Consider the following 22410-nt stretch of genomic DNA (forward strand, 5'->3'; position numbering starts at 1 on the left):
TGATTAAGTCAACCCGTTGGTTGAAAACAGTCCGTCGGCTACCGTGTCGCCGTGGATCAACGCCGCTCTCCCGCCGCCTCGGAACGCAAGCGCGACCCCGAACGCACGCGGGCGCTGCTCCTGGAGGCGGCCGCGGCGGAGTTCGGCGCGAAGGGTTACGCGGCCACGCGCACGACGGACATCGCGGCGCGGGCGGGCGTGAACAAGCAGCTGATCTCGTACTACTTCGGCGGCAAGGAAGGCATCTACAAGGAGCTCGCCACGAGCTGGCACTCCTCCGCCGCCGAGCTCGCGGGCCGCCAGCAGGCGCTGGACGAGGTGGTGGCGGGGTTCGTCATGACCACGCTCACCGACCACGGCCGCATGTGGGCGTGGGCGAACCTGGCAGGCGACAGCCCGCCGACCGACGAGGAGTTCTTCCGCGGCCAGGTGGAGGAGATGCGGGCCCGTCAGGCCGCCGGCGAACTCCCCGCCGGGATCGACCCCGCGTTCCTGCTGCTGGCCCTGATGGCGGCAGCCTCAGCCCCGTTGACGCTGCGGCAGACCGCCGGCCAGATCTACGGTGAGGACCCGGCCACGCCCGAGTTCGCCACGAAGTACGCGGAACAGCTGAGGTTGTTGGTGCGGCACCTGTCCGGCCGGGCCTGATCAGGACTCGCGGCTCGCGGCCTTCGCTTCGAGGACCTGCTTCAGGCCCTTGAAGCCGCCGCGCATCATCATGTCGTGGTTGCCGCGGAAGAACGGCTTGGCGATGAGCACCAGGCGCCGCAACAACGCCTTGTTGACCACGACCTCCTGGTCGAACACGAGGTCGGTGCCGCCGTCGCGGCCGATGATCTCCCAGCTCGCATAGCCTTCGAGATCACCGGACAACGTGGCCCGCAGCAGACCCGCCTGCTGGTTGCGAATGCTGTGCTTGACCTGCACGACCAGGTCGAACGGCAGGAACGACCGGCACCTGAGCTCGCCGGTCTCGTCGTCGATCTTCGTGGCTCTCCGGACCTCGTGCCACCACAGCGGGTAGTTCGCGATGTCGGACAGCACCTCGTACACATCAGCCGGGGACGCGTCGACGTGCCACACGCTGCGGAAGCGATAGCGGTTCAGTGACACGGCCGCCATCATCCCGGATACCTCGTCCGAGTGACAGCTCCTGGACACATCTCACAGCAGACCGGTAATTCCTCACCGGCTGTACTACGGCTCTAGTGAGACTCCACCGCCTCACTAGGCCGCAGGAGTTCACTAGTCGACTAGATGAGGAAGCCGTTCCAGGGCCCGCAACCAACCGACAGCCGCGACGCGGCGGAGTGCCAGCTCCGACGAGTCGAGCACCTCAACGAGGCTGAAGGGGTACGCCGTGGGCTCGCCGCGCGACGCCTGAAGAGCGCGCTCGCGGTGGGCCAGCGCATCGAGTGGGATCATCACCCTGCTGCCGACACCTCCTCATTTTCGAGCACCTGCAGCAAGAACTGCCCCGTGTAGCTCTTCTCGACCTGCGAGACCTGCTCGGGCGTGCCCTCTGCTACGACCATACCGCCGCCGGAGCCCCCTTCGGGACCCATGTCGACGATCCAGTCGGACGTCTTGATGACGTCGAGGTTGTGCTCGATGACGATGACGCTGTTGCCCTTGTCCACCAGGCCGTTGATCACGCCCAGCAGCTTGCGGATGTCCTCGAAGTGCAGGCCCGTCGTGGGCTCGTCGAGGATGTAGACCGTCTTGCCCGTCGAACGCTTCTGCAGCTCCGACGCGAGCTTCACGCGTTGCGCCTCACCGCCGGACAGGGTCGGCGCCGGCTGGCCCAGCCGCACGTAGCCGAGACCCACGTCCACCAGCGTGCGCAGGTGGCGGTGGATGGCGTTGATCGGCTCGAAGAACGTGGCCGCTTCCTCGATCGGCATGTCGAGGACTTCGGAGATCGTCTTGCCCTTGTAGTGCACTTCCAGCGTCTCGCGGTTGTACCGCGCGCCCTTGCAGACCTCGCAGGGGACGTAGACGTCCGGGAGGAAGTTCATCTCGATCTTGATCGTGCCGTCGCCGGCGCACGCCTCGCAGCGGCCGCCCTTGACGTTGAACGAGAAGCGGCCCGGCTGGTAGCCGCGGACCTTCGCCTCGGTGGTCGCCGCGAACAGCTTGCGGACGTGGTCGAACACACCGGTGTAGGTGGCCGGGTTCGACCGCGGGGTGCGGCCGATCGGCGACTGGTCGACGCGCACCAGCTTGTCGACCTCGTTCAGGCCGTTGATGCGGGTGTGGCGGCCCGGCACCTGGCGCGCGCCGTTGAGCTTGTTCGCGAGCACCGTGGCCAGGATGTCGTTGACCAGCGTCGACTTGCCCGAGCCGGACACACCCGTCACCGCGGTGAGGGTGCCGAGGGGGAACGACACGTCGATGCCGCGCAGGTTGTGCTCGCGCGCGCCGACGACCGTGAGCTGGCGCTTCTTGTCGATCTTGCGGCGCTTCGCGGGCATCGGGATCGACTTGCGGCCCGACAGGTACGCGCCGGTCATCGACTCCTTGTTCGTGAGCAGCTTCTTGTACGGGCCGCTGTGCACGACCTTGCCGCCGTGCTCACCGGCGCCGGGGCCGATGTCGACCACCCAGTCCGACGCGCGGATCGTGTCCTCGTCGTGCTCGACGACGATCAGCGTGTTGCCGAGGTCGCGCAGCCTCGTCAGCGTCTCGATCAGCCGGTGGTTGTCGCGCTGGTGCAGGCCGATCGACGGCTCGTCCAGCACGTACAGCACGCCGACGAGGCCGGACCCGATCTGCGTGGCGAGCCGGATGCGCTGCGCCTCGCCGCCGGACAGGGTGCCGGACGCGCGGTCGAGCGAGAGGTAGTCGAGGCCGACGTCGAGCAGGAAGTGCAGGCGGGCCTGGATCTCCTTGAGCACCGCGCCCGCGATCATCGACTCGCGCTTGCCGAGCTTGAGGCCGTCGAGGAAGTCGGAGCACTCCGCCACGCTCATCGCGCAGACCTCGGCGATGGACCTGTCGCCCTTCTTGCCGTGGTGCAGCGTGACGGCGAGGATCTCGGGCTTGAGGCGGGTACCGGCACACGCGGGGCACGGGACCTCGCGCATGTAGCCCTCGTACTTCTCCCGCATGTAGTCGGACTCGGTCTGCTCCTGACGCCGTTCGAGGAACGGGATCACGCCTTCGTAGTTGGCGTAGTAGGAGCGCTCACGGCCGTAGCGGTTCTTGTAGCGGACGTGCACCTGCTCGTCGATGCCGTGCAGGATCGCCTTCTGCGCCTTGGCCGGCAGGTGCCGCCACTGCGTGTCCATCCGGTAGCCGATGGTCTCGCCGAGCGACTGCAGCAGCCGGGTGAAGTACTCCGCCGTCTGCCCACCGGCCCACGGCGCGATCGCACCCTCTTCGAGGGTCAGCTCGTCGTCCGTGACCACGAGCTCCGGGTCGACCTCCTTGCGCACGCCGATGCCCGTGCAGACCACGCACGCGCCGTACGGCGAGTTGAAGGAGAACGACCTCGGCTCCAGGTCCTCGATCGCGAGCGGGTGGCCGTTCGGGCACGCCAGGTTCTCGGAGAAGCCCCTGATCCGCTTCGGGTCCGTCTCCGGGAGGTCGACGAACTCGAGCTCGACCAGGCCGTCCGCGAGCCGCAACGCCGTCTCCACCGAGTCGGTGAGGCGCTGCTTGGACGAGGACTTGACGCTCAGGCGGTCGATGACGACCGCGATGTGGTGCTTCTCCTGCTTCTTGAGCTTGGGCACCTCGGCGAGCGCGTAGACGACACCGTCGACCTTCGCGCGCGAGTAGCCCTGCGTCTGCAGGTTCTGGAACAGGTCGACGTACTCGCCCTTGCGGCCGCGGATGACCGGCGCGAGCACCTGGAACTTGATGCCCTGCTCCATCGCGAGCACCTGGTCGACGATCTCCTGCGGCGTCTGCTTGCCGATCGCCTCGCCGCACTGCGGGCAGTGCGGCTTGCCGGCGCGGGCGTACAGCAGGCGCAGGTAGTCGTAGACCTCGGTGATCGTGCCCACGGTCGAGCGCGGGTTGCGGCTCGTGGACTTCTGGTCGATCGAGACCGCGGGCGAGAGGCCCTCGATGAAGTCGACGTCGGGTTTGTCCATCTGCCCGAGGAACTGGCGCGCGTAGGCCGAGAGCGACTCGACGTAGCGGCGCTGCCCCTCGGCGAAGATCGTGTCGAAAGCCAGGCTCGACTTGCCGGAGCCGGACAGCCCCGTGAAGACGATCAGGCTGTCCCGCGGCAGGTCGATATCCACGCCGCGCAGGTTGTGCTCGCGGGCGCCGCGAACAACAAGACGGTCTGCCACTGGGGTCCCTTCGGCTGCGATTGGCGGGTCACTCACGCCACACTCTCCCGAACAAGCGTTCGAAGAGTACTAGCATCGGTTCGGAGGCTGCGACCGACCCGCCGACCATGCTAGGGCTGACCCCTGACAAAAACGGTTCCGACGGCTATCGCATTCCCCTGAGCTGGCTTTACTCATAGTCTGGTCACTTCGATCAGAGCCTCAACGTCGGGGAGAGGCAGCACATGACCTACACGCCGTCCACGCAGCACACGTCCGTACCTGCACCGCGAGGGGTGCCAGACCGGCACATCACCGCGGTGCGCGAGGCGACGGACGTGCTGTACGAGGTCGTCGAGGAGCTGGACGAGGCCGCCGTGCGCGGCCAGAGCCTGCTGCCCGGCTGGACCCGCGGACACGTCCTCACCCACCTCGCGCGCAACGCCGACGCGCTGGTGAACCTGCTCACATGGGCGAAGACCGGGGTCGAGCACCAGGCCTACGCGTCGCGTGCGGATCGCGACGCCGACATCGAAGAGGGTTCCCACCGGCTTCTGCAGGTAATCCGCGCCGACCTGGACTCCGCCTGCCAGCGGTTCGACGCCGCGTGCCGCGAGTTCCCGGCGCACGCGTGGCGTTCGGAGGTCACCGCGCCCAAGGGCCAGACGATCACGGCGTCCACGGTGCCGTTGTTCCGCCTGCGCGAGATCTGGATCCACCTGATCGACCTCGACGCGGGCGTCGGGTTCGCCGACCTGCCCGCCGACTTCGTCGAGGAGTTCCTCGACGACGCGGTGAAGCAGTTCGAGGGCAGGGTCGACCCGTTCGGCATCGAGGTGACCCTGCCCGACGGCAGTCAGCGCAGCTGGGCGCTCAACGGCCCGGCGAGCCGCAGCTCGGTGAGCGGGTCCGCCAGCGCCGTCCTGGGGTGGCTGACCGGCAGGACCGACGGCTCCGACCTGCGCGGAGAACTGCCGGACCTGCCCGACTGGATCTGAGTGAGCAGCTTGTAGGCGGGGCGTTCGACGAACTTCGTCATCGCCCAGCCGAGCACCAGCGCCGAGGTGACGAAGCCGGCGAGGAGCCACCAGGACCGCAGCCCAACGGCGTGCATGCGGTCCATCACCACGGTGCCGATCTGCTGGTGCACGAGGTAGACCCCGTACGAGATGCCCGCGAGCCACGTGACGGGCCGCGCGATCGGGCTGAAGAACAGCCAGTCGGGCCCTGCGGCCGCCGCGCACACCATGAGCAGCAGCACCGCGAAGCCGAGCGTCGATCCGTACTCGGTCGTGTGCACCGCCTGCGCGACCAGCGTGGCCGTCAGGAGCGCGACGAGGTGCGGCGTCTTCAGCCTGTCCTTGTGCCACAGCCAGATCGCGATCCCGGCCGCGAACAGCTGCGCCCTGTGCAGCGCGAAGCCGTTGTAGACCACGAACAACGTGTGCGAGTGGTCCAGCAACGGCCTGAGCAGCAGGGGCGTGACGATGAGCGCCCACAGGAAGACACGGAGCCTCGTGCCTCTCAGTCGCTTCACGAGCAGGGCGCCGGCGATGAACGCCGCGATCTGCACCGGCACCGTCCAGTAGGCGAAGTCGACGATGTCGACGTCCGGCATCCACTGGTTGATCAGCAACAGGTTGTAGACGACGTCTCTGCCGTCGAGCTGACTCCACCCCTCCGGCGCGATCCACCTCTGCACCGCGAACGTGAGCAGCACCGCCGCCATGTACGCGGGCAGCAGTCTGGCGAGTCTTCTCCACAGGAACCGCCCTGGCTTGCCGCTGTCGAGCGACACGCAGGCGAAGAAAGCCGAGACGACCATCAACGTGCTGGCGCCCATCGACATCGGGAAGGTGAACGGCAACGGCCCGAGATCGGGATGGCTGCTGACGCTCGTGAGCGTGGCGTGGTGGAGCAGCACGCACCCGATGGCGACGACGCGGAGAACGTCCCAGCTGACCCTGCGGTCCGTCCGGGGCTTCTGCCGTTGCTCTGGAATCACGAGAGGCGGGGACCTGTTCGTTGGTGCTTTCGGGGTAAGCGGCGACTAGGTGTTGACCTTTACTTACCCTATGAGTGCAACCTGTATGCAACCTGAAGGTGTGCGCTGCACCGCTTCGAACGACTACCGTCTGCCACCGTGGACGTACACGAGAACTACACCGGTCACGTCGATCCAGAAGGCCCGGCGGCCCGCCGCACCCTGGCCGCGCTGACCATCACGAAGATCTCCGTCGGTCCGATGGACAACAACGCCTACCTGCTCGTTTGCCGGTCCACGAACGAAGCGTTGCTCATCGACGCGGCGAACGACCACGAGCGCCTGTCGGACCTTCTGGGCTTCCTCCCGGACCGCCCGAGACTGCGCACGATCGTGACCACGCACCAGCACGCCGATCACTGGCAGGCACTCGGAGCACTGGCCGGCGCCCACGGCTCGAACACCGTCGCCCACGAACTGGACGCCTCCGTCCTCCCCGTCCCGCCGGACACCCTCGTGGAGCACGGCGACACCATCAACGTGGGAGAAGTCCCGCTTTCGATCATCCACCTGCGCGGCCACACACCGGGCTCCATCGCCGTCGTCTACGACGACCCGGACGGCCACCCGCACCTCTTCACCGGAGATTCACTCTTTCCGGGGGGTGTGGGAAAGACCACGTCCGCCGACAACTTCGCGTCGCTGATCAACGACGTCGAGGACCGGGTGTTCGCGGTGCTGCCCGACGACACGTGGTTCTACCCCGGTCACGGCGACGACTCGACGCTCGGCAAGGAACGTCCCTCGCTCCCGGAGTGGCGTTCGCGCGGCTGGTGACCATGGCCGGACGGGGAGTCCGCCAACGCGGGCTCCCCGACAGCCTCGATCAGACCTCGATGATCGTGACCATGCCGTCGAGCCCTTTGAAGTCCTCGGCATTTCGCGTGTAAAGCGGCAATCCACGCGATGACGCGACAGCGGCGATCATCAGATCCATTCGCCGAGGCTTCGGATTGCGGTTCGCCGCCGTTGTGAGCGCGACCAACGTGCCGTATCGGGCGGCTGCCTGACCGTCGAAGGGCAGTGGTTCGAAGTCCACTATCGCCGCTCCGAGCTTCTCAGTGCGCGCGGCCCTGGACGCCGCGTCCTTGGCCATCACCACACCCTGATGCAACTCGGCCATCGTGACCGCGGTGAGTTCAGGTATCTCCGGCAGCCTGGCCGGGTCCAGAAGACCGAGGTCGATGTAGGCGCACGTGTCGAGCACCCCGGATTCAGGACGTTCAGCCACGGCTGCGCTCCCACGGATCGAAGTCGCCAACGCGGTCCTCGTCGCCGAAGAACTCATCGGCTTCCTGGCGCATGCGGACGTGGTCGACCTGGGGCAGGGTCCTGTGTCGTTCGACAAGCTCCTCGGCCGTCAGTCGACGGCGACGAGGCAAGGGCCGAAGTTCGGCGACCTCAACACCATTCCGCGTCACGTGGTACGTCTCGCCCGCCTCCACCGCGTCCATGACCGCGGCGGAGTGGTTGCGGAACTCCCGCTGACTGATGACCTTCACGAACCAAGTGTAGCCCCATGTAGCACGTGAGGCTACACAGGCTGTATGTGTTCACCGCTCGCGTGATTCACTCTTTCCGAGGGTGTGGGAAGACCACGTCCGCCGACAACTTCGCGTCGCTGATCAACGACGTCGAGGACCGGGTGTTCGCGGTGCTGCCCGACGAGACGTGGTTCTACCCCGGTCACGGCGACGACTCGACGCTCGGCAAGGACCGTCCCTCGCTCCCGGAGTGGCGTTCGCGCGGCTGGTAGAGGCCCGCGAGCAGGGCCGACGCGGCGAGCACGAGCAGCACGACCCACAACGAGCCGTAGTACTGCTCGGGGAACTGGGTCGTGCTCTTCTCGTAGGCGAGCCACGGCTGGATCAGCTGGCGGAAGGCCAGCGCGAAGGCGATCAGCAACGGCCCGAGCGCTACGGGCAGCGCGCGGAGGTCCACGAGTGCCTGGGTGGCCGCGGCGACGGCGGAGGTCACGGCCAGCACGCCCAGCGCGATGATCAGCGAACCGAGCGTGCTGTGGGTCATGTCGGCGTGCGTGCCGGTGACCTCGACGACCAGGCCCATGACGGCGGCGAGTGCGGCGCAGGCGACGGCACCGGTCACGGCGGACCGGCCGAGCTGCGCGGCGAGGACCCCGGCGCCCAGGCCGACCACGGCGGCCGGTGCGTACGTGCTGAACTGGCTGGCGGAGAAGTAGAGCCCGAAGTTGAGGGGCGCTGCCACGGCGAGCAGGACGAAGCCGGCGGTCACGGTCCTGAGGAACGCTCCCCTGCCCAGGGCGAGCGTCAGGCCGGCGGTGCAGAGCAGCAGTGCCAAGCCCGCGCTCGCTCGCACCAGCGGCAGCACCAGTGCCTGCTGCAGCAGGATCCCGGCTCCGAGGAGCACGAGCGGCAACAGCGCCGCCGCCGTTCCCGCGATCGCGGCGCGACGGCGGACGGGTTCGGATCGTGGCGCCTTGCCCGTGCGCACGGCGTGGACCGCGAGGGCGGCGCCGAGCACACCCAGTCCCGCCAGCGCGAACACGACGGCCATCGGGGGAATCGTGCTGTCCAGCCAGTCCATGCCGCGGAACAGCGTGGCCAGCACCTGGACGCCGACCACGGTCGCGGCCATCGCGGCGTCGCGGGTGACGGCCAGCACGCCGATGATGATCAGCACCGCACCGGCGGCGCCGAGCGAGCCGATGATGCTCGAGGTGCCCGGCCGCAGACTGAAGAAGTGCACCTGCGACTCCACCGAGGCGACCAGCGCGCCGGCGGTGCCTGCCACGAGCAGCCACTGCCAGTGCCTCGTCAGCCACACGCCGGCGATCACCGCCAGCGCCGGGAGGCCCAGTGTCGCGACGGAGTACTTGCTGACGCCGAAATGCGCTCCGTGCGTCGACAGCAGGGCGTAGTCGCTGACGGTGAAAAGCGCGAGGAGCGCCAGCGCCGCAGGGCCCCAGAGCCATCGATTGGTCCGCACGGCGCGCAAACTAGCGCGGCGCACGACCCGCCCGTGGTGGTTTCGGCGTCAGTTGACCACGTCGAGCAGGTCCAGGTATCCGGTGGTCGCGCGCCACAGGGCGTCGGAGTACGGCGTGAGCTTGCCGGGGCTCCAGCGGTGGTCGGTGTAGGCCTGGTTCTCGCGCCGCAACGCCCTGAGGCTGATCGCGAACTCGTCCTGGACGCGCTGGCGCAGGTCCTCCTCCGACGGCGCGGCCAGGCGCACCAGCTCGCCCGTGCCGTCGCTGACCGCCACGAGCGCTTCCTCGTTCATGCCGTCCGCGGCGCTCCAGACCAGCGCGGGCCGTTCGATGCGGTGGTTCCACACCGGAGCGTCCTTCGACCGCCAGCGCGCCTCGAACGGGTTGCGCGACAGCCGCGTCGAGTTCGCCCAGTGCTCGGCACCGACCGGTTCGCTCATCCACGGCACCTCCTCGACCGGCAGGTCCGTGACCAGCGCGACCTCGATGGCGTCGATGTCCCGGGGAACGTCGAGCAGCGCGCCGAAGACCCACACCTCGACCACCTGGAACCGGAAGAACGAGGTCGGCAGCTCACCGCACTTCTCGGCGAGTTCGGCCAGGTGGTGCACAGCGCGAGACCATTTCACGGGGTGGATCATGCCTGACCGCGTGGCCGAGGCGATGGCACGGCTGGCTTCGGTGGAACCCACGCTGTGTGCGTTCCACGAGGTCTTCCGCACACCCTCTCTCGAGGTCGACCCCTCGTTGCCGTTCGCGGGCATGCCCATCGCGGTGAAGCGGGGCGAACGCCGAAGCCACCGGGAAGCGTTGGTGGCCATGGGTTGCGTACCGATCGGACTGACCACCACGCCCGATGGCAGCACCCCGTGGCAGACGTGGGGCCGCAACTCTCGCGGCCTCACACGCAACCCATGGAACCTGGACCGCACACCGGGCGGTTCGTCGGCGGGTTCGGCCGTCGCGGTGGCGTCCGGCATCGTGCCGCTGGCCACCGGAGTGGACGGCGCGGGCTCGATCCGCATCCCGGCCGCGTGGTGCGGCGTCCTCGGCCTGAAGACCACCGCGGCCGAACGGGCCGCGGTGGGCGTCTTCACCCGCGACCCGTCCCTGCTCGCGACCTACCTAGGCATCACCGAGGTCAGCACGCCTTCCGCCGTCTGGTCCACGGACCTGGGCTTCGCCGAGGTCGACGACGAGCAGGCCTCGATCGCCTGGCAGGCGGCCGCCGCCCTGCGCCCACGCCCCGTCTCGCTGTTGCTCGAGGACCCCGCCTCCGACTGGTTCGCGGGCCGCTGCGGCCCGAACCCGGCGCTGGACTCGTTGTTCGAGACCACGGACCTGCTGCTCACGCCGACCACCCCCGGCCCGCCGCACGGCCACGACGGCCCGGGTTCGCGCGTCAACACGGCACTGACGTGGGCGTTCAACCTCAGCGGGCATCCGGCGATCAGCATCCCGGCGGGGTTCGACCCGTGCGGCCTGCCGGTCGGGCTGCAGGCCGTGGCGCGGCACGGCCGGGAAGCGGACCTGGTCGCCGCCGCCCGCGCCGTTCTGCGGAATCACCCGATCGAGTGCTTTGGCCCCAATCCACCTCGCTGATCATGGTCCGCGCGGTGTCCTCGTCGCCCTGAAGGGGGACACGAATGGCGCGCAGAATCGGTGGGCCCGGAGGCGGATCGGATCCGGGATCGGGCAAGGCCGGAGCGGTGGTGGCGGCCGGAGTGCTGGCGGTGTCGCTCACCGCCGGCGGCGGCCTGTCGCTCGGTGGCGGCGCGTCCACGACCGTTGCCGACTCGGCCGGGCTGAACCTGACCAGGGCGAAGTCGGAGGGCAGGAAGTCCGCCCGCAACGGCGACGCGGATGGCGCGTGGCGTCAGCTGAACATGCGGACGCTCAAGCGCACGGCCACACCCGCGCTGGAGTGCGTGTCGCATTCGTTCGGCCAGGTGCGGGACCACTTCGTCCGCAATCCTTGCAAGTCGCTCGACCGGACGCTCTTCGCCGTCGGGGACGACCGGGGCAACGTCGCGGTGGTGTCCGTGGCGTGGGTCGGCTTCCGGAACCGGCGCGACGCGGGAGAGTTCAAGAAGCTGATCGACGTGCACGGCACCGGCGACATCAGCCCGCTCGCCACCCCGTTGCTCGGCCTGGCGGACATCCGGTTCTCCGGGCTGAACTACTCGTCCCGGACGGACGGCAGCACGGTCGTGATCGCGGAGACCGAGTCCGCGTCCGGGCAGGTGAGCGGGGAGACACTGGACGCCATGGCGGACATGGCGAGTTGGCTGCCGCGCTGACCATGTCGAGAAACGGCGAGAGGCTGCGACACAGGGCTATGGACACACGTGTTGACGACTACATCGCCGGGCTGCCGGACTGGCAGCAGGACGTCTGCCACGAGGTGCGCAGGCTCGTGCACGAGGCCGACCCGGACGTCGAGGAGACGATCAAGTTCACCGACCGGCCGTACTTCGTGCTGGACGGCAACGTGTGCGCGTTGCTCGGCACCAAGGACCACGTGAACGTGATGCTCTACGACAAGGCGAGCGTGCCGGACCCGCACGACATCATCACGAGCGGCCACGGCAACAAGACCGCGCGCATGATCTCCGTGTACCGCGACCAGCCGATCAACGCGCCGGCGCTCGTCGAGATGTTCCGGTGCATCATCGCGAACAACCGCAGGCGCAAGGGTGCCGGACCGCGTCGGTAGCCTCATGCCGCATGGAGGTCGAGATCTACACCGACGGTGCGTGCAGCCCCAATCCCGGGCCGGGTGGCTGGGGTGCCGTGCTGCGTTACGGCGCGCACGAGAAGGACATGTACGGCGGTGACATCGGCCCGACGACGAACAACCGCATGGAACTGATGGCGCCCATCATGGCGTTGGAGAGCCTCACGCGTCCGTCCACCGTGAACCTGTACACGGACAGCACTTATGTCCGGAACGGCATCACGTCGTGGGTGCACGGCTGGAAGTCGAACGGCTGGCTCACGAAGGCCCGCGAGCCGGTCAAGAACTCCGACCTGTGGCGCCGCCTGGAGGAAGCCGCCGGCCCGCACGAGGTCGAGTGGCACTGGGTCAAGGGCCACGCGGGCCATCCCGAGAACGAACGCGCCGACCGCCTCGCCGTGCGCGGCGTCGAAGAGGTGACGGGGCGCGAAGTCAAGCAGCCCCAGGCGAAGCCGAAGAAAGCCGCGAAGCCCAAGCAGCCGCGCGAACTGAGCGGCGAACCGTGTGGCGCGCCCACGAAGAAGGGCACGCCCTGCCCGATCACGGCGGGGTCGAACGGCCTGTGCCACGTCCACGACCCAGCGTTGCAATGCGGTGCCATCACGAAGAAGGGCACACCCTGCTCCGTCGCGACCGGCGGCGGCCGGTGCGACCACCACCAGAACGCGCTCGAACTGTTCGGGTGAGCGCCTGCGGACCGGCGTAGCGCCGCCGGCGTGCTCCCGGAATCCGCCGGCCCTGCGCTGAGTCCAAGACACTGCGGTGCCAACGGGGCACTTGCGCTTGTCTTGGCTAAATCCGTTGTCTCACGCGTGTCAGCACGTGGCCAACCGAGTGCTGTGAGCGACGCACACCAGCAGCGCGCAGGTTCGCCACGAAGCAGGCCGCGCGACGCTGGCAGCGGGCAGGGATGAACAGCCGAATCCGTCTCTCTCAGCGCCGATCAGAGCGCAGGTCCACGGGCTCCCGCCGGCCGTCGCCGTCGGCAACAGCCGTCACGTCGCGCGCCGGCACTTCACGGTCGGCTCAAGAGCCACCTCGATGGCGATCACGCCGTCCGTCGCAGCCTCGGCCACTTCGCAGCCACACCCAGGCACGAGTGGGTTCCAACTCCGAGCACGCTCACGCAGGGGTACCCCCGAATCGGGAACCCCTGCGTTTCAACGTACTCACGGGGTCTGACAGTCATCGTCGTGCAGGTTCACAGCAGCACCTTCGCCAGGCGCGCCATGCCCTCGCCGATCTCCTCCACCGTGTTGGCCGTGAACGACAGCCGCAACGTCGCGTGGTCCGGCGTCGTCGCGAAGAAGGCCGCGCCGGGCACGAAGGCGACGTCGTGCTGCAGGGCGTCCTTCAGCAGCACGGCGCTGTCCGCGTCTCCGGGTAGCCGCAGCCACACGAACATGCCGCCGTCCGGGTCGCTCCACGTCGTGCCGGCGGGCGTGGTCGCGGGCAGTGCGGCGAGCATCGCGTCGCGGCGGGCGCCGTACTCGGCGCACAGGCGGGTGATGTGGGCGTCGAGGTCGTTGTCCGCCAGGTAGACCGCGGCGGCGGCCTGGTCCACTGTGGACGTGTGGAGGTCGGCTGCCTGCTTCACGATCGTCAGGGTGCGCAGCAGGTCGGCGGGGGCCCTCAGCCAGCCGAGGCGCATGCCGGGGGCGCCGACCTTCGAGAAGCTGCCCAGGTAGATGGTCCTGTCGCTCATCGACGCGAGCGGGGGCACGGCGGAGCCGCGGTAGCGGAGTTCGCCGTACGGGTCGTCCTCGACGATCCACAGGTCGTGAGCCGCGGCGATCTCCGCGATTTCCACGCGGCGTTCGGCGGAGAGGGTGCGGCCGGTCGGGTTCGCGAACGTCGGCACCAGGTAGAGAAGTCCTGGTTTCTCGGTGGCGACGACGGACCGCAGTGACGAGGGGACCAGGCCGTCGGCGTCGCTCTCGACGGGCACGATCCGGGCGCCGGTCATCCGGAAGCACTGCAGCGCCGCCAGATAGGTCGGTTCCTCGACCGCCACGACCGCGCCCGGCCCGAGCATCGCGGTGGCCACCAGCGCGAGCGCCTGCTGGGAGCCGGTGGTGATCAGGACGTCCGAAGTGGGCAGTCCACGACCGGTCAGGCGCGACGAGACCAGGTCTCGAAGCGCCGGATCTCCTTCTGTGGGCGCGTATTGCAGGACGGCGCGGTCTCGCAGGGCGCGGTCGTAGGCGGCGCGCACACCGTCCAGGTCGAACAGTTCGGGGGCGGGCAGCCCGCCGGCGAACGAGATGACCTCGGGGCGCGAGGTGAGCGCGAGCAGGTCGCGCACCGGGGAACTGGCCACGGAGAGGGTGCGGTGCATGAACTTCACGTTAATCGGCGCCCCTCGACTCCGTACTCCCCTTTTCTGTCGGTGGTCCTGACTAGCGTTGCGGGCATGGACATCGAGACACGTGCGGAGCAGCCCTACGCAGCCGTCAGGGGCACGGCGACGGCGGAGACGTCCGGCAAGATCGCCGACCGTTTTCCGGAGGTCATGCGGTGGCTGGCCGATCGCGAGTTACCGGCCACCGGAGCGCCTTTCCTGCGGTATTTACGCGTGACCGCCGAGGAGTTCGAGGTGGAGGCCGGCATCCCGACCGTCGCCGAGGTTCCCGGCGAGGGCGACGTGTTCACGGCCACGCTGCCCGCCGGCCAGTACCTGGTCGCGCTGCACGAGGGCGGCCCGGACGGGCTGGCGGCCGTCACGGATCAGCTCCTCGCCCACGCCGTGCGGTTCGACCGCGACGGTGACGCGTGGGGTGCGCGCCTCGAAACGTACTTCACCGACCCTGCCGTGGAGCCGGACCCGAGCAGGTGGACGACGGAGGTGGCCATCCGCCTCGCGGGCTGAGTGGCGGTTATATGCTGATCGAGCTATATTGCTGGCATGGCATCTACATTCGCCGTGCTGGCGGATCCGAGTCGCCGGGAGATCCTCGACCTGCTGCGTGAACGCGAGCGGCCGGTCGGCGACCTCGTCGACCGGCTGACACTCACCCAGCCGACCGTCTCGAAGCACCTCAAGGTGTTGCGCGAGGCCGGTCTCGTCGAGGTGCGCACCGACGCCCAGAAGCGCTGGTACCGGGTCTCGCCGGGGCCGCTCGCGGAGATCGACGCCTGGCTCGCGCCGTACCGGCGGATGTGGGAGAAGAGCCTCGACGCACTGGAACGCCGGCTCGACGAGATCGAAGGGGACTGACCGTGGACGCCGAACTGCGGATGATCGAGGGCAAGCCCGTGCTGCGCTTCGAGCGCACACTGCGGCACTCGCCGGAGAAGGTCTGGCGGGTCGTCACCGATCCGGCCGAGATGAAGCACTGGTTCCCGGCCGAGGTCGAGGTCGACGGCCGGAAGATGCGCTTCACGTTCCCGGACGACGCACCCGTCGACTCCGACGGCGGCGAGGGCGAGGTGCTGGAGTCCGATCCGCCGAAGGTCTTCGCGTTCCGCTGGCTGAACGACGTGCTGCGCTTCGAGATCCTGCCGCGCGAGGACGGCTGTCTGCTGGTCTTCACCGCGGTCGTCACGAACATGCTGTCCGTGGGTCGCGACGCACCGGGCTGGACCACCTGCCTGGACGCGCTGGTCGCCCACGCCGACGGCACGAAGTACGAGCCACCGGCGGAGTGGCTGCCGCTCATCGAGCACTACGTCAGGAAGTTCGGCCTCGACGAGGGCACCGACCAGGCCGACGGCGTGCGGTTCGTCCGCGACCTCGCGTGGGCACCGCTGGACGAAGTCTGGAAGGTCCTCACCGAAGGAACCGCGGACGCGGTACCGGTGCGCGCCGCACACCCCGGCCTGACGCCGGGCGAGGTCACAAGGTTCGAAGCGCCGCGCGTGCTGGAGTACGAGTGGCTCCAGGACGGCGAGCCGAAGGGCAGGGTGCGCTGGGAGTTCGAGAACGTACCGCTGCAGGGCACCACGGTCACGCTCATCCAGGAGAACGCTCACGGCGCCGAAGCGCTCGCGGCCTGGCACGTGCACCTGGAACTGTTCTTCGCGGCCACTCAGGGCGAGATCCGCTGCCCGTGGCCCGCGGCCCGGGAGGAGGAACTGGCCCAGCGCTACGCCGGCCACTGACCGGACACCACGAGCGCGGCCGTTCCCGAACCGAGGTCCGGCCGCGCCGAGGGCGTCAGTCGTGCTGCACGCGGTCGATGAGGCACACCCAGTCCGGGGCGCTTCGCCGAACGAGCCGTCTCGGTGTCCTCAACTCGTGTTCCAGCACCGCGCGCCGCCGATCCCCTGGGTTCGGCGCGAGTTCCTCGAGCCGGTCGAGGTCGGCCGCGGTGAGACGGACGTCGGTCACCTTCGAGGCGTCGTACCTCGCGATCGTCCACCAGCAGGTGTCCGCGGCGCGCTCGCAGCCGAGCCTCCGGTACGACTCCTCCGCGGCGAGCAGGTCACGCAGCGCCGCGGTCTTCTCCCTGGTGGCGAACAGGAGGTCGGCTCGTACCTGCCGGGACTTGGCCACCACCTCGGGGAAGTCCGCGGTGGCGATGACGGCCGTGACCAGTTCCTTGCCGTCGTTGTACTTCTTGTCGGCCAGGCACAGGCGCGCCTGCAGCGCCGCGAGCCAGTGGTACGGCTCCGTCCCCGGTGTCAGCACCGTCTCGGCCGCGTGCGCCCGCCGGACCGCGGCGGCGAGCTCGTCAGGGGATCCCGTCGACTCGTACCGGAGCAGTTGCAGTTCCGCGTGCAGCGAGGCGCACACCCCGAGCTCCTCGCTGGTCGGTCCGCCGATCGAGCGGAACAGCTCCTTCGCGATCATCAACAGGTGCTCGCCCTTGCCGAGGTAGTACTCGCGGTCGTACCCGACCGCCTCGGCGGCGAGGTGCAGGAAGACCCTCGCTTCGGCACGCTTCCCCCTCGCGGCCGTCTTCAGATCGCGGATCTTCTCCGCGATGTGAGTTCCGTCCTGCGCCATCAGGGTCGCCTCGCTGAAACGGTGCTCACGCAGCAGATGCCACGCATGCCCCGCGACGAGCACCTTCGCCTTCAGCTCTTCCTCGCCCCTCAGCGGCGGCCCGGACGCCAGCGTCCGCAGGCACACCTCGGACAGGCGCCGAACCAGCCGGACGTCACCGCGGGCCTTGGCCACGGCCGCGACCGACTCGAACCCCCTGACCAGTTCGAAGTCACCGGCACCCCGCTCCACCAGCTCTCGCGCCAGCAGGTAGGCCTTCTCCGAGGACAGCGGCTCGGCCTGCAGACCGCTCAGCGCCGCACGGGTGCGGTACACATCGTCGCTCTCCTGCACAGCGGGCGACGTGCGGCTGCAACTGCCCTCCTCAAGCGCTTTGAGGCTCCGCACCAGTTCCTCCTCCCCGTCGCGAGTGCTCGGATCGAACCGATGAACCACCAGTTGTTGCAGCACAGCCGGTAGCGAGTTCATCTCGATCCCCGGCGGCACGACCACCACGACCGGGCACCTGTCCGCCCCGACGTGGTGGTAGAGCTTCTGGCGGATCAGCCCCAGCTCGTAGCGGACGCCCAGGCGCTCCATGAAGTCGTTGGACAGCAACGCTTTCAGGTAGGAGTCCGACACGATGACCACGACGATCCGCTCCCGGACCGCGTTCTCCATCCAGGCCTGGATGGACATCGGATGAGAGGAACTCAGATCGGCGTCCCAGAGCACGTCGAAACCGTGCCCCCGCAACACCTCGACCACCGGTGCCGCGATCTTCCCTCCGTCGCTGCAGCTGTAGCTAGCGAATATGCCCATCTCGGTGACCTCCCCCGTCTCGCGCGCAGGGAGTGAGGGGAAGGATGGGATTTCTGGTGCTGCTGCACATGGAGCGCCTCCTGGGGACTGGGTCGACGAACAGATCCGTGCTGGATCAGTGCGGCGAGGGCCAATCACCTGAAGGGGACCTGGATGGCGGAACTCATCAGGGGTCGAACGTCATACGCTGACGGACGGCGGCATTGCCTCGCCTCATGGGACTCGGGGCCGGTATTGGTTGCCATCGGGCAGGTGGCTGTTCCAGCAGCCACCCGCCCGGCCTCATCGATCAAACGCCTCCCAGCTCTTCCAGTCGCCGGTCGATCACGTTCGGGGTCTCGCTCGCCGGCAGGGCGAACTTCTCCAGCTGGTAGAAGTAGTTCAGGTACTCCTTCAGCTCAGGTCCCGCGGTGAGCAGGTTGTCCTTGTACGGCTGCTCGATCAGCAACGCGAAGTCGTCCTCGTCCTCGGAGAAGTCGAGGATGGAGAACGAACTCTTCATCGCCGGGTGGATGCCCTTGGCGAACGGCAGGACCTGGATCGTCACCTGCGGCAGCGCGGCGACCTCCTTGATCCTCACGAGCTGGCGCCGCAACAGGTCCTCGCTACCGATGACCCGGTGCAGCACGGCCTCGTCGAGGACGATGAAGATCTCAGGGCCGCCTGGCTCCAGCATCGACTGGCGGTGCAGACGGATCTCGACACCCCGCGCGACGCTGTCCTCGTTGGGGGCGTTGGCCGCGACCAGAACGCGTGCGTAGTCCGAGATCTGCAGCAGGCCAGGAACGACGTTGAGCTGACATTGCCGAACGCGAATGGCGGATGTCTCGAGTTCCAGGAACCGTGCGAACTGCTCGCTGAAGAAGCCCTTGTACTTGTCCATCCACGCGGAACGCGAACGCTTGATGGCCCTGGCCATCCCGACGAGCTCGTCGACTCGCTCCTTGTCCGTCACCCCGTAGTGGAACAGCAGGGCCTGGACGTCGGTGACCGAGACCTTGTTCTCGCCCTTCTCGACTCTGATCAGCTTCGAGACGGACCAGTCGAGCGCGTCCGCGACGGCTTGCTGGGTGAGATCTAGATCGTCCCGCATCTGCCGAAGTTCATCGAGCAGGCGTTTTTGCAGAACAACGGGACTGTTCACGACGGTAACACGTCTCCCTTCATTCTGCGTACTAGCAGAATGGTAGCGCGCATATAGCGCGTCATCGTAGTGCTGTCAACCATTTGGCACACAGCAGAAGGAGACCTATCAGATCAGACGAACATGTGTGCGAGCCACGCCGTCGGTTGATCATGGCTTCACCCGCTGGTCGGGTGACGACTCACTCGTGGGACAAGGCCATCAGAAACGCACGCCAGCTCACCAACGGAACGCCGAATCGCCGGCTGACATCCTTGGAGTCCCTGACCCACACGGTCGCGCCGTTACTGGCGCATTCGACGCAGGTTGATGCAGAAGAGTCGCTGTACGAGCTACGGATCCACCTGAGCTCTGAAGCCATTCGCCGCTCCCATCGCACGGGGTCCCCGACCGAACCCACAGTCCTCGGCCCGGCCCGCCCGCGTGCACCCCGGGAGGGCGGCGGAGGGAACGCCTCCAGCCCGATGAGGCCACAACTCAGAATAAATCAACGAAGACGGTCATCAACACCGCCAGAGGTACGCCGCAGCAAGGGAAAGAGGACATATCAAGGACACCGCGCATGCGGAACCCGTTGACATGACTTGGAATCAGAGCGTGGCGAACCGGTCGACGCCCACACCGCTGATCAGCAGCCGTTCCTTGCGGTTGCCCGTCAACCGCGCGGTCCAGTCGACGAACCCGCCGTCACCGATCTCCACACCGTCGCGGAACACCTTGAAGCACAAGCCCTTGTAGTACCCGGTCCGCCGCGACGGGTCTGCGGGCAGATCACCGCGCACCGCCTCGAACCGAGGATCCAGCACGGTCACGCGGAACTCGACGTCGCCACAGGCGGAGCGCAGGAACGCGATGTGCTCGGCGAAGTGCTCGAGCTCGAAGTCGAGCGATCCACGCGCACGCCCAGCCGACACGGCCGCGAACAATGAGAAGTGCGCGAACCTCCCGGCACCGCTGAACAACTGCGCCCGCACCACGCGCTGCACCGCCGCCAGCCGTACGTCGTCCGGCCCTGACTGCCGCAGCAGAGCGGCTTCCAGCGCCAGCGCGTTCGTCGGGTCGGCGGCGACCTCGGTGCCGCGCATGGTCGACACGATGTTGTTCTGGTCCATCTCGGCCACAGCGGAGCACGTCCCCAGCGGCGCCACAGGAGCAAGGGCCAGCACCGAGAACGACGACGGCAACGCGGCCAGCAGCCGGTCCTCCGCCGCGCGCAGCACGGCGAACGGCACCGGCGAAGGCGCAACGAACCGGTCGGAGCGGTACTGCCGCAACACGTCCGTGGCCGACAGCGCACCGGCACGCCGCCGCGCCAGCGCGAGCAGCAGACTCGTCAGATCACTGCCGGGCAGGCCCGCGAGCCGGTCCAGCACCTCGTCGCCGCCCACCGATCGCAGTACCCGCGCCAGGACACCCATGCCTGCCATGATCCACGCCCCCGCCAGCGGATTAGGGTCGGAGCCATGACCGACACCCCGGCAGCCCAGGAAGGCGAGCGGTGGGGCCGCAAGGCCGCGCAGCGCGCGGAACTCGGCGCCAAGATGTCCATGCCCGCCTGGAAGACCGCGATCGAACGCACGGGCATCACGGAGGGCACGAAGGTGCTCGACCTGGCGTGCGGCAGCGGCGAGTTCTGCGCCGCCGCAACGGAAGCGGGCGCGAAGGCGACCGGGATCGACATCTCGCCGGCCATGATCGCGCTGGCGCGGCAGGCGAGCACCGCCGAGTTCCACGAGCTGCCGCTGGGGCGGTTGCCCTGGGAGGACGGGACGTTCGACGTCGTGACGGCGTTCAACGCGCTGTTCTTCGCACGGGACCCCGACGAGGCGTTCGCGGAGGCTGTCCGGGTCAGCAAGGACTACGTGGTCGTGTGCCAGTGGCATCCGGAGATCCCGAGCGATCTGCTGGTCGTCGGCAGGGCCGTGCGCGGGACGAGCGGGCGCAGGGGCGCGACGCTGCCCGAGCCGCAGGAGGAACTGACGATCGACATTCCTCTGGTGCATCCCGACGAGGCCACGATGCTGCGCAGCTTCCTGAGTGTGGGCAGCTACCAGCGCGTCATCGAGAGCGAGGGCGAAGAAGAAGTCGCGGAAAAAATCAAGGCCGCGGTTGAACCGTTCCGAACTCCGGACGGCGGCTATCGGTTTTCGAACAAGTACCTGATGTCACTCTTCCGCAAAAGTCAGGCCGCGAGCACCTCGTAGCCCGCCGTGGTCAGCGCGGCAGGGCCTGGACGGGTGCTGATCAGGCCCGCTGTCCTCAGGCGCAGTCCGGCGAACTGGTCGGCGCAGCAGAGGCCGTCGACGAGCAGAGAGCTTCCGGCGATCTCGCAGCGGCCGTCGGCGACTGCTCTGAGAACGGCCCGGTCGCGGTGTGTGAGCGATGATTCGGTCATCTTCTTCTCCTAGCGGTGAATCCTCTACTTACTGATACGTCGAAGGAGAAGGTTTCGGTTCGACATCATCGTCAGAGAATTCCGCGCGTACTCCGAGAAGACGAACGGCACGGCCGTGTTCGAAGCGGTCCAGCACGACCAGGGCGGCCGCCGCCAGCTCGTCGGCGGAGGACGTCGGCGCAGGTAGCTTCATCAGCCGCACCTTCGTGAAGAACGGCACGAACCGCACCTTCACGCCCACGCGCACGACAGGACGTCCCTCGGCGACCACGTCGACGGCCACCTGGTGCGCCAGCGCCACGACCTCGCGGCGGATGTCCTCCATCGACACGAGGTCCTGCTGGAAGGTCTTCTCGTGCGACCGGGACTTCACCACCCACGGCGTCGCGCTCACGACCGTGTCTCCCGCGCCCTGGGCGACGGTCCGGTAGTAGGGACCCATCCGCGGGCCGAAACGCAGGGCCAGCTCCTCCACCGGCGCGGAGGCCAGGTCAGTCACGGTCACGAAGCCGAGTTCGGCGAGCTTGCGCTCGGTCTTCGCGCCGATCCCCCACAGCGCGGACGTCGGCCGGTGCCCCATCACCTCCACCCAGTTCTCCCGCGTGAGCTGGAAGACTCCGGCGGGCTTGCCGAACTCGGTCGCGATCTTGGCCCGCAGCTTGTTGTCGCCGATGCCCACCGAGCAGTGCAGACCGGTCTTCTGCAGCACCGCCGCCTGCAACGACCGCGCGAACGCCGCCGGGTCGTCCGCCGAGACGCCCACGAACGCCTCGTCCCACCCCATCACCTCGACGACCACGGGGAACGAGCGCAGCACGGCCATCACGTCCGCCGACGCGGCCTCGTACAGCGCGTGGTCCACCGGCAGGTAGACGGCGTCGGGCAGCTTCCTGAACGCGGTCCGCAGCGGCAGTCCCGAGCGCACCCCGAACTCGCGCGCCTCGTAGGACGCGGTGGCCACGACCGCGCGTTCGGTCGGGTCGCCGTTGCCGCCGACCACCACGGGCCTGCCGCGCAACGACGGGTCGCGCAGCACCTCGACCGCCGCGATGAACTGGTCGAGGTCCACGTGCAGGACCCAGTCCGCCAT

At 68.3% G+C, this 22410-nt stretch carries 24 protein-coding genes and 3 pseudogenes; 12 read left to right on the top strand and 15 right to left on the bottom strand.

Annotated elements, in window-relative coordinates:
• The first annotated feature begins 51 nt into the window (after positions 1-51).
• On the top strand, positions 52-648 hold the full coding sequence (locus DFR72_RS19960; protein WP_090067890.1) for a TetR/AcrR family transcriptional regulator: 597 nt from the start codon (positions 52-54) through the stop codon (positions 646-648).
• Here the strand turns inward: DFR72_RS19960 and DFR72_RS19965 are convergent, their stop codons facing one another.
• From DFR72_RS19965 to uvrA, 3 genes are all read right to left on the bottom strand, one after another.
• Positions 649-1113: an SRPBCC family protein gene (locus DFR72_RS19965; protein ID WP_090068039.1), complete on the bottom strand. Its 465-nt coding sequence runs from the start codon at positions 1111-1113 to the stop codon at positions 649-651. It abuts the gene before it with no gap.
• 132 nt (positions 1114-1245) lie between these two features.
• Positions 1246-1425 (bottom strand): hypothetical protein, encoded by a 180-nt coding sequence (locus tag DFR72_RS19970; RefSeq protein WP_143086817.1) that lies wholly within the window; start codon positions 1423-1425, stop codon positions 1246-1248.
• Complete coding sequence (uvrA, locus tag DFR72_RS19975) at positions 1425-4304, bottom strand: excinuclease ABC subunit UvrA (protein WP_090067886.1); 2880 nt, start codon at positions 4302-4304, stop codon at positions 1425-1427. Before uvrA ends, DFR72_RS19970 begins: the two co-directional genes overlap by 1 nt.
• A gap of 224 nt (positions 4305-4528) precedes the next feature.
• Here uvrA and DFR72_RS19980 point away from each other — a divergent pair, with 224 nt between their 5' ends.
• Positions 4529-5281, top strand: coding sequence for a maleylpyruvate isomerase family mycothiol-dependent enzyme (locus DFR72_RS19980; protein ID WP_090067884.1), 753 nt, complete (start codon positions 4529-4531; stop codon positions 5279-5281).
• Positions 5282-5328: 47 nt separating this feature from the next.
• On the opposite strand, the pseudogene DFR72_RS46990 reads toward DFR72_RS19980, so the two are convergent.
• Positions 5329-6288, bottom strand: a pseudogene (locus tag DFR72_RS46990) (acyltransferase family protein); the annotation flags it as partial.
• Between the two features lie 138 nt (positions 6289-6426).
• Here DFR72_RS46990 and DFR72_RS19990 point away from each other — a divergent pair.
• A complete protein-coding gene (locus DFR72_RS19990) occupies positions 6427-7104 on the top strand; it encodes an MBL fold metallo-hydrolase (protein WP_090067879.1) in 678 nt (225 codons plus the stop codon).
• Between the two features lie 49 nt (positions 7105-7153).
• Here DFR72_RS19990 and DFR72_RS19995 read toward each other — a convergent pair whose 3' ends face one another.
• Together DFR72_RS19995 and DFR72_RS20000 are read right to left on the bottom strand one after the other, a co-directional pair.
• The gene (locus tag DFR72_RS19995; protein ID WP_245983206.1) at positions 7154-7588 is read right to left on the bottom strand and encodes a type II toxin-antitoxin system VapC family toxin; all 435 of its coding nucleotides are present in this window, start codon (positions 7586-7588) and stop codon (positions 7154-7156) included.
• Positions 7551-7829, bottom strand: coding sequence for a type II toxin-antitoxin system Phd/YefM family antitoxin (locus DFR72_RS20000; RefSeq protein WP_089950354.1), 279 nt, complete (start codon positions 7827-7829; stop codon positions 7551-7553). Before DFR72_RS20000 ends, DFR72_RS19995 begins: the two co-directional genes overlap by 38 nt.
• Before the next feature lie 64 nt (positions 7830-7893).
• Here DFR72_RS20000 and DFR72_RS20005 point away from each other — a divergent pair.
• A pseudogene (locus DFR72_RS20005) lies at positions 7894-8083 on the top strand (MBL fold metallo-hydrolase); the annotation flags it as partial.
• Here DFR72_RS20005 and DFR72_RS20010 read toward each other — a convergent pair.
• The gene (locus DFR72_RS20010; RefSeq protein ID WP_143086816.1) at positions 8014-9294 is read right to left on the bottom strand and encodes a hypothetical protein; all 1281 of its coding nucleotides are present in this window, start codon (positions 9292-9294) and stop codon (positions 8014-8016) included. The pseudogene DFR72_RS20005 and the gene DFR72_RS20010 overlap by 70 nt on opposite strands.
• A 48-nt stretch (positions 9295-9342) precedes the next feature.
• On the bottom strand, positions 9343-9924 hold the full coding sequence (locus DFR72_RS20015; protein WP_143086815.1) for a DUF7711 family protein: 582 nt from the start codon (positions 9922-9924) through the stop codon (positions 9343-9345).
• A 10-nt stretch (positions 9925-9934) separates the two neighbouring features.
• Here DFR72_RS20015 and DFR72_RS47745 point away from each other — a divergent pair, with 10 nt between their 5' ends.
• The 4 genes and pseudogenes from DFR72_RS47745 to rnhA form a co-directional block, all read left to right on the top strand.
• Complete coding sequence (locus tag DFR72_RS47745; RefSeq protein WP_090067871.1) at positions 9935-10897, top strand: amidase family protein; 963 nt, start codon at positions 9935-9937, stop codon at positions 10895-10897.
• A gap of 44 nt (positions 10898-10941) precedes the next feature.
• Complete coding sequence (locus tag DFR72_RS47005) at positions 10942-11595, top strand: hypothetical protein (RefSeq protein WP_245983209.1); 654 nt, start codon at positions 10942-10944, stop codon at positions 11593-11595.
• Positions 11596-11633: 38 nt separating this feature from the next.
• Complete coding sequence (locus tag DFR72_RS20030) at positions 11634-12011, top strand: DUF1801 domain-containing protein (RefSeq protein ID WP_090067869.1); 378 nt, start codon at positions 11634-11636, stop codon at positions 12009-12011.
• 11 nt (positions 12012-12022) lie between these two features.
• Positions 12023-12466, top strand: a pseudogene (gene rnhA, locus DFR72_RS20035) (ribonuclease HI); the annotation flags it as partial.
• A gap of 767 nt (positions 12467-13233) precedes the next feature.
• Here rnhA and DFR72_RS20040 read toward each other — a convergent pair.
• Complete coding sequence (locus tag DFR72_RS20040) at positions 13234-14370, bottom strand: aminotransferase-like domain-containing protein (protein WP_090068035.1); 1137 nt, start codon at positions 14368-14370, stop codon at positions 13234-13236.
• 75 nt (positions 14371-14445) lie between these two features.
• Between DFR72_RS20040 and DFR72_RS20045 the strand changes: the two genes are divergently transcribed.
• The 3 genes from DFR72_RS20045 to DFR72_RS20055 are packed head-to-tail and all read left to right on the top strand — an operon-like array spanning position 14446 to position 16133.
• Positions 14446-14901 (top strand): GyrI-like domain-containing protein, encoded by a 456-nt coding sequence (locus DFR72_RS20045; RefSeq protein WP_090067867.1) that lies wholly within the window; start codon positions 14446-14448, stop codon positions 14899-14901.
• A gap of 36 nt (positions 14902-14937) precedes the next feature.
• Positions 14938-15249, top strand: coding sequence for an ArsR/SmtB family transcription factor (locus tag DFR72_RS20050; RefSeq protein ID WP_089923684.1), 312 nt, complete (start codon positions 14938-14940; stop codon positions 15247-15249).
• 2 nt (positions 15250-15251) lie between these two features.
• Positions 15252-16133, top strand: a complete 882-nt coding sequence (locus tag DFR72_RS20055) for an SRPBCC domain-containing protein (RefSeq protein ID WP_245983212.1) — start codon at positions 15252-15254, stop codon at positions 16131-16133.
• A 55-nt stretch (positions 16134-16188) separates the two neighbouring features.
• Here the strand turns inward: DFR72_RS20055 and DFR72_RS20060 are convergent, their stop codons facing one another.
• From DFR72_RS20060 to DFR72_RS20075, 4 genes are all read right to left on the bottom strand, one after another.
• Positions 16189-17781 (bottom strand): hypothetical protein, encoded by a 1593-nt coding sequence (locus tag DFR72_RS20060; protein ID WP_143086814.1) that lies wholly within the window; start codon positions 17779-17781, stop codon positions 16189-16191.
• 289 nt (positions 17782-18070) lie between these two features.
• Entirely contained in the window at positions 18071-18925 is an 855-nt protein-coding gene (locus tag DFR72_RS20065; RefSeq protein ID WP_256239437.1) for a helix-turn-helix domain-containing protein, read from the bottom strand.
• 181 nt (positions 18926-19106) lie between these two features.
• Complete coding sequence (locus DFR72_RS47925; RefSeq protein ID WP_090067861.1) at positions 19107-19286, bottom strand: DUF397 domain-containing protein; 180 nt, start codon at positions 19284-19286, stop codon at positions 19107-19109.
• A gap of 229 nt (positions 19287-19515) precedes the next feature.
• Positions 19516-20343 (bottom strand): hypothetical protein, encoded by an 828-nt coding sequence (locus DFR72_RS20075; RefSeq protein WP_090067859.1) that lies wholly within the window; start codon positions 20341-20343, stop codon positions 19516-19518.
• Between the two features lie 45 nt (positions 20344-20388).
• Between DFR72_RS20075 and DFR72_RS20080 the strand changes: the two genes are divergently transcribed.
• The gene (locus DFR72_RS20080; protein WP_090067857.1) at positions 20389-21129 is read left to right on the top strand and encodes a class I SAM-dependent methyltransferase; all 741 of its coding nucleotides are present in this window, start codon (positions 20389-20391) and stop codon (positions 21127-21129) included.
• On the opposite strand, the gene DFR72_RS20085 is transcribed toward DFR72_RS20080, so the two are convergent.
• The gene (locus DFR72_RS20085; RefSeq protein WP_090067855.1) at positions 21108-21320 is read right to left on the bottom strand and encodes a hypothetical protein; all 213 of its coding nucleotides are present in this window, start codon (positions 21318-21320) and stop codon (positions 21108-21110) included. The genes DFR72_RS20080 and DFR72_RS20085 overlap by 22 nt on opposite strands.
• Before the next feature lie 28 nt (positions 21321-21348).
• Entirely contained in the window at positions 21349-22410 is a 1062-nt protein-coding gene (locus tag DFR72_RS20090) for a DNA polymerase IV (RefSeq protein WP_090067852.1), read from the bottom strand.

Source organism: Lentzea flaviverrucosa, assembly GCF_003350445.1.
Taxonomy (GTDB): domain Bacteria; phylum Actinomycetota; class Actinomycetes; order Mycobacteriales; family Pseudonocardiaceae; genus Lentzea; species Lentzea californiensis.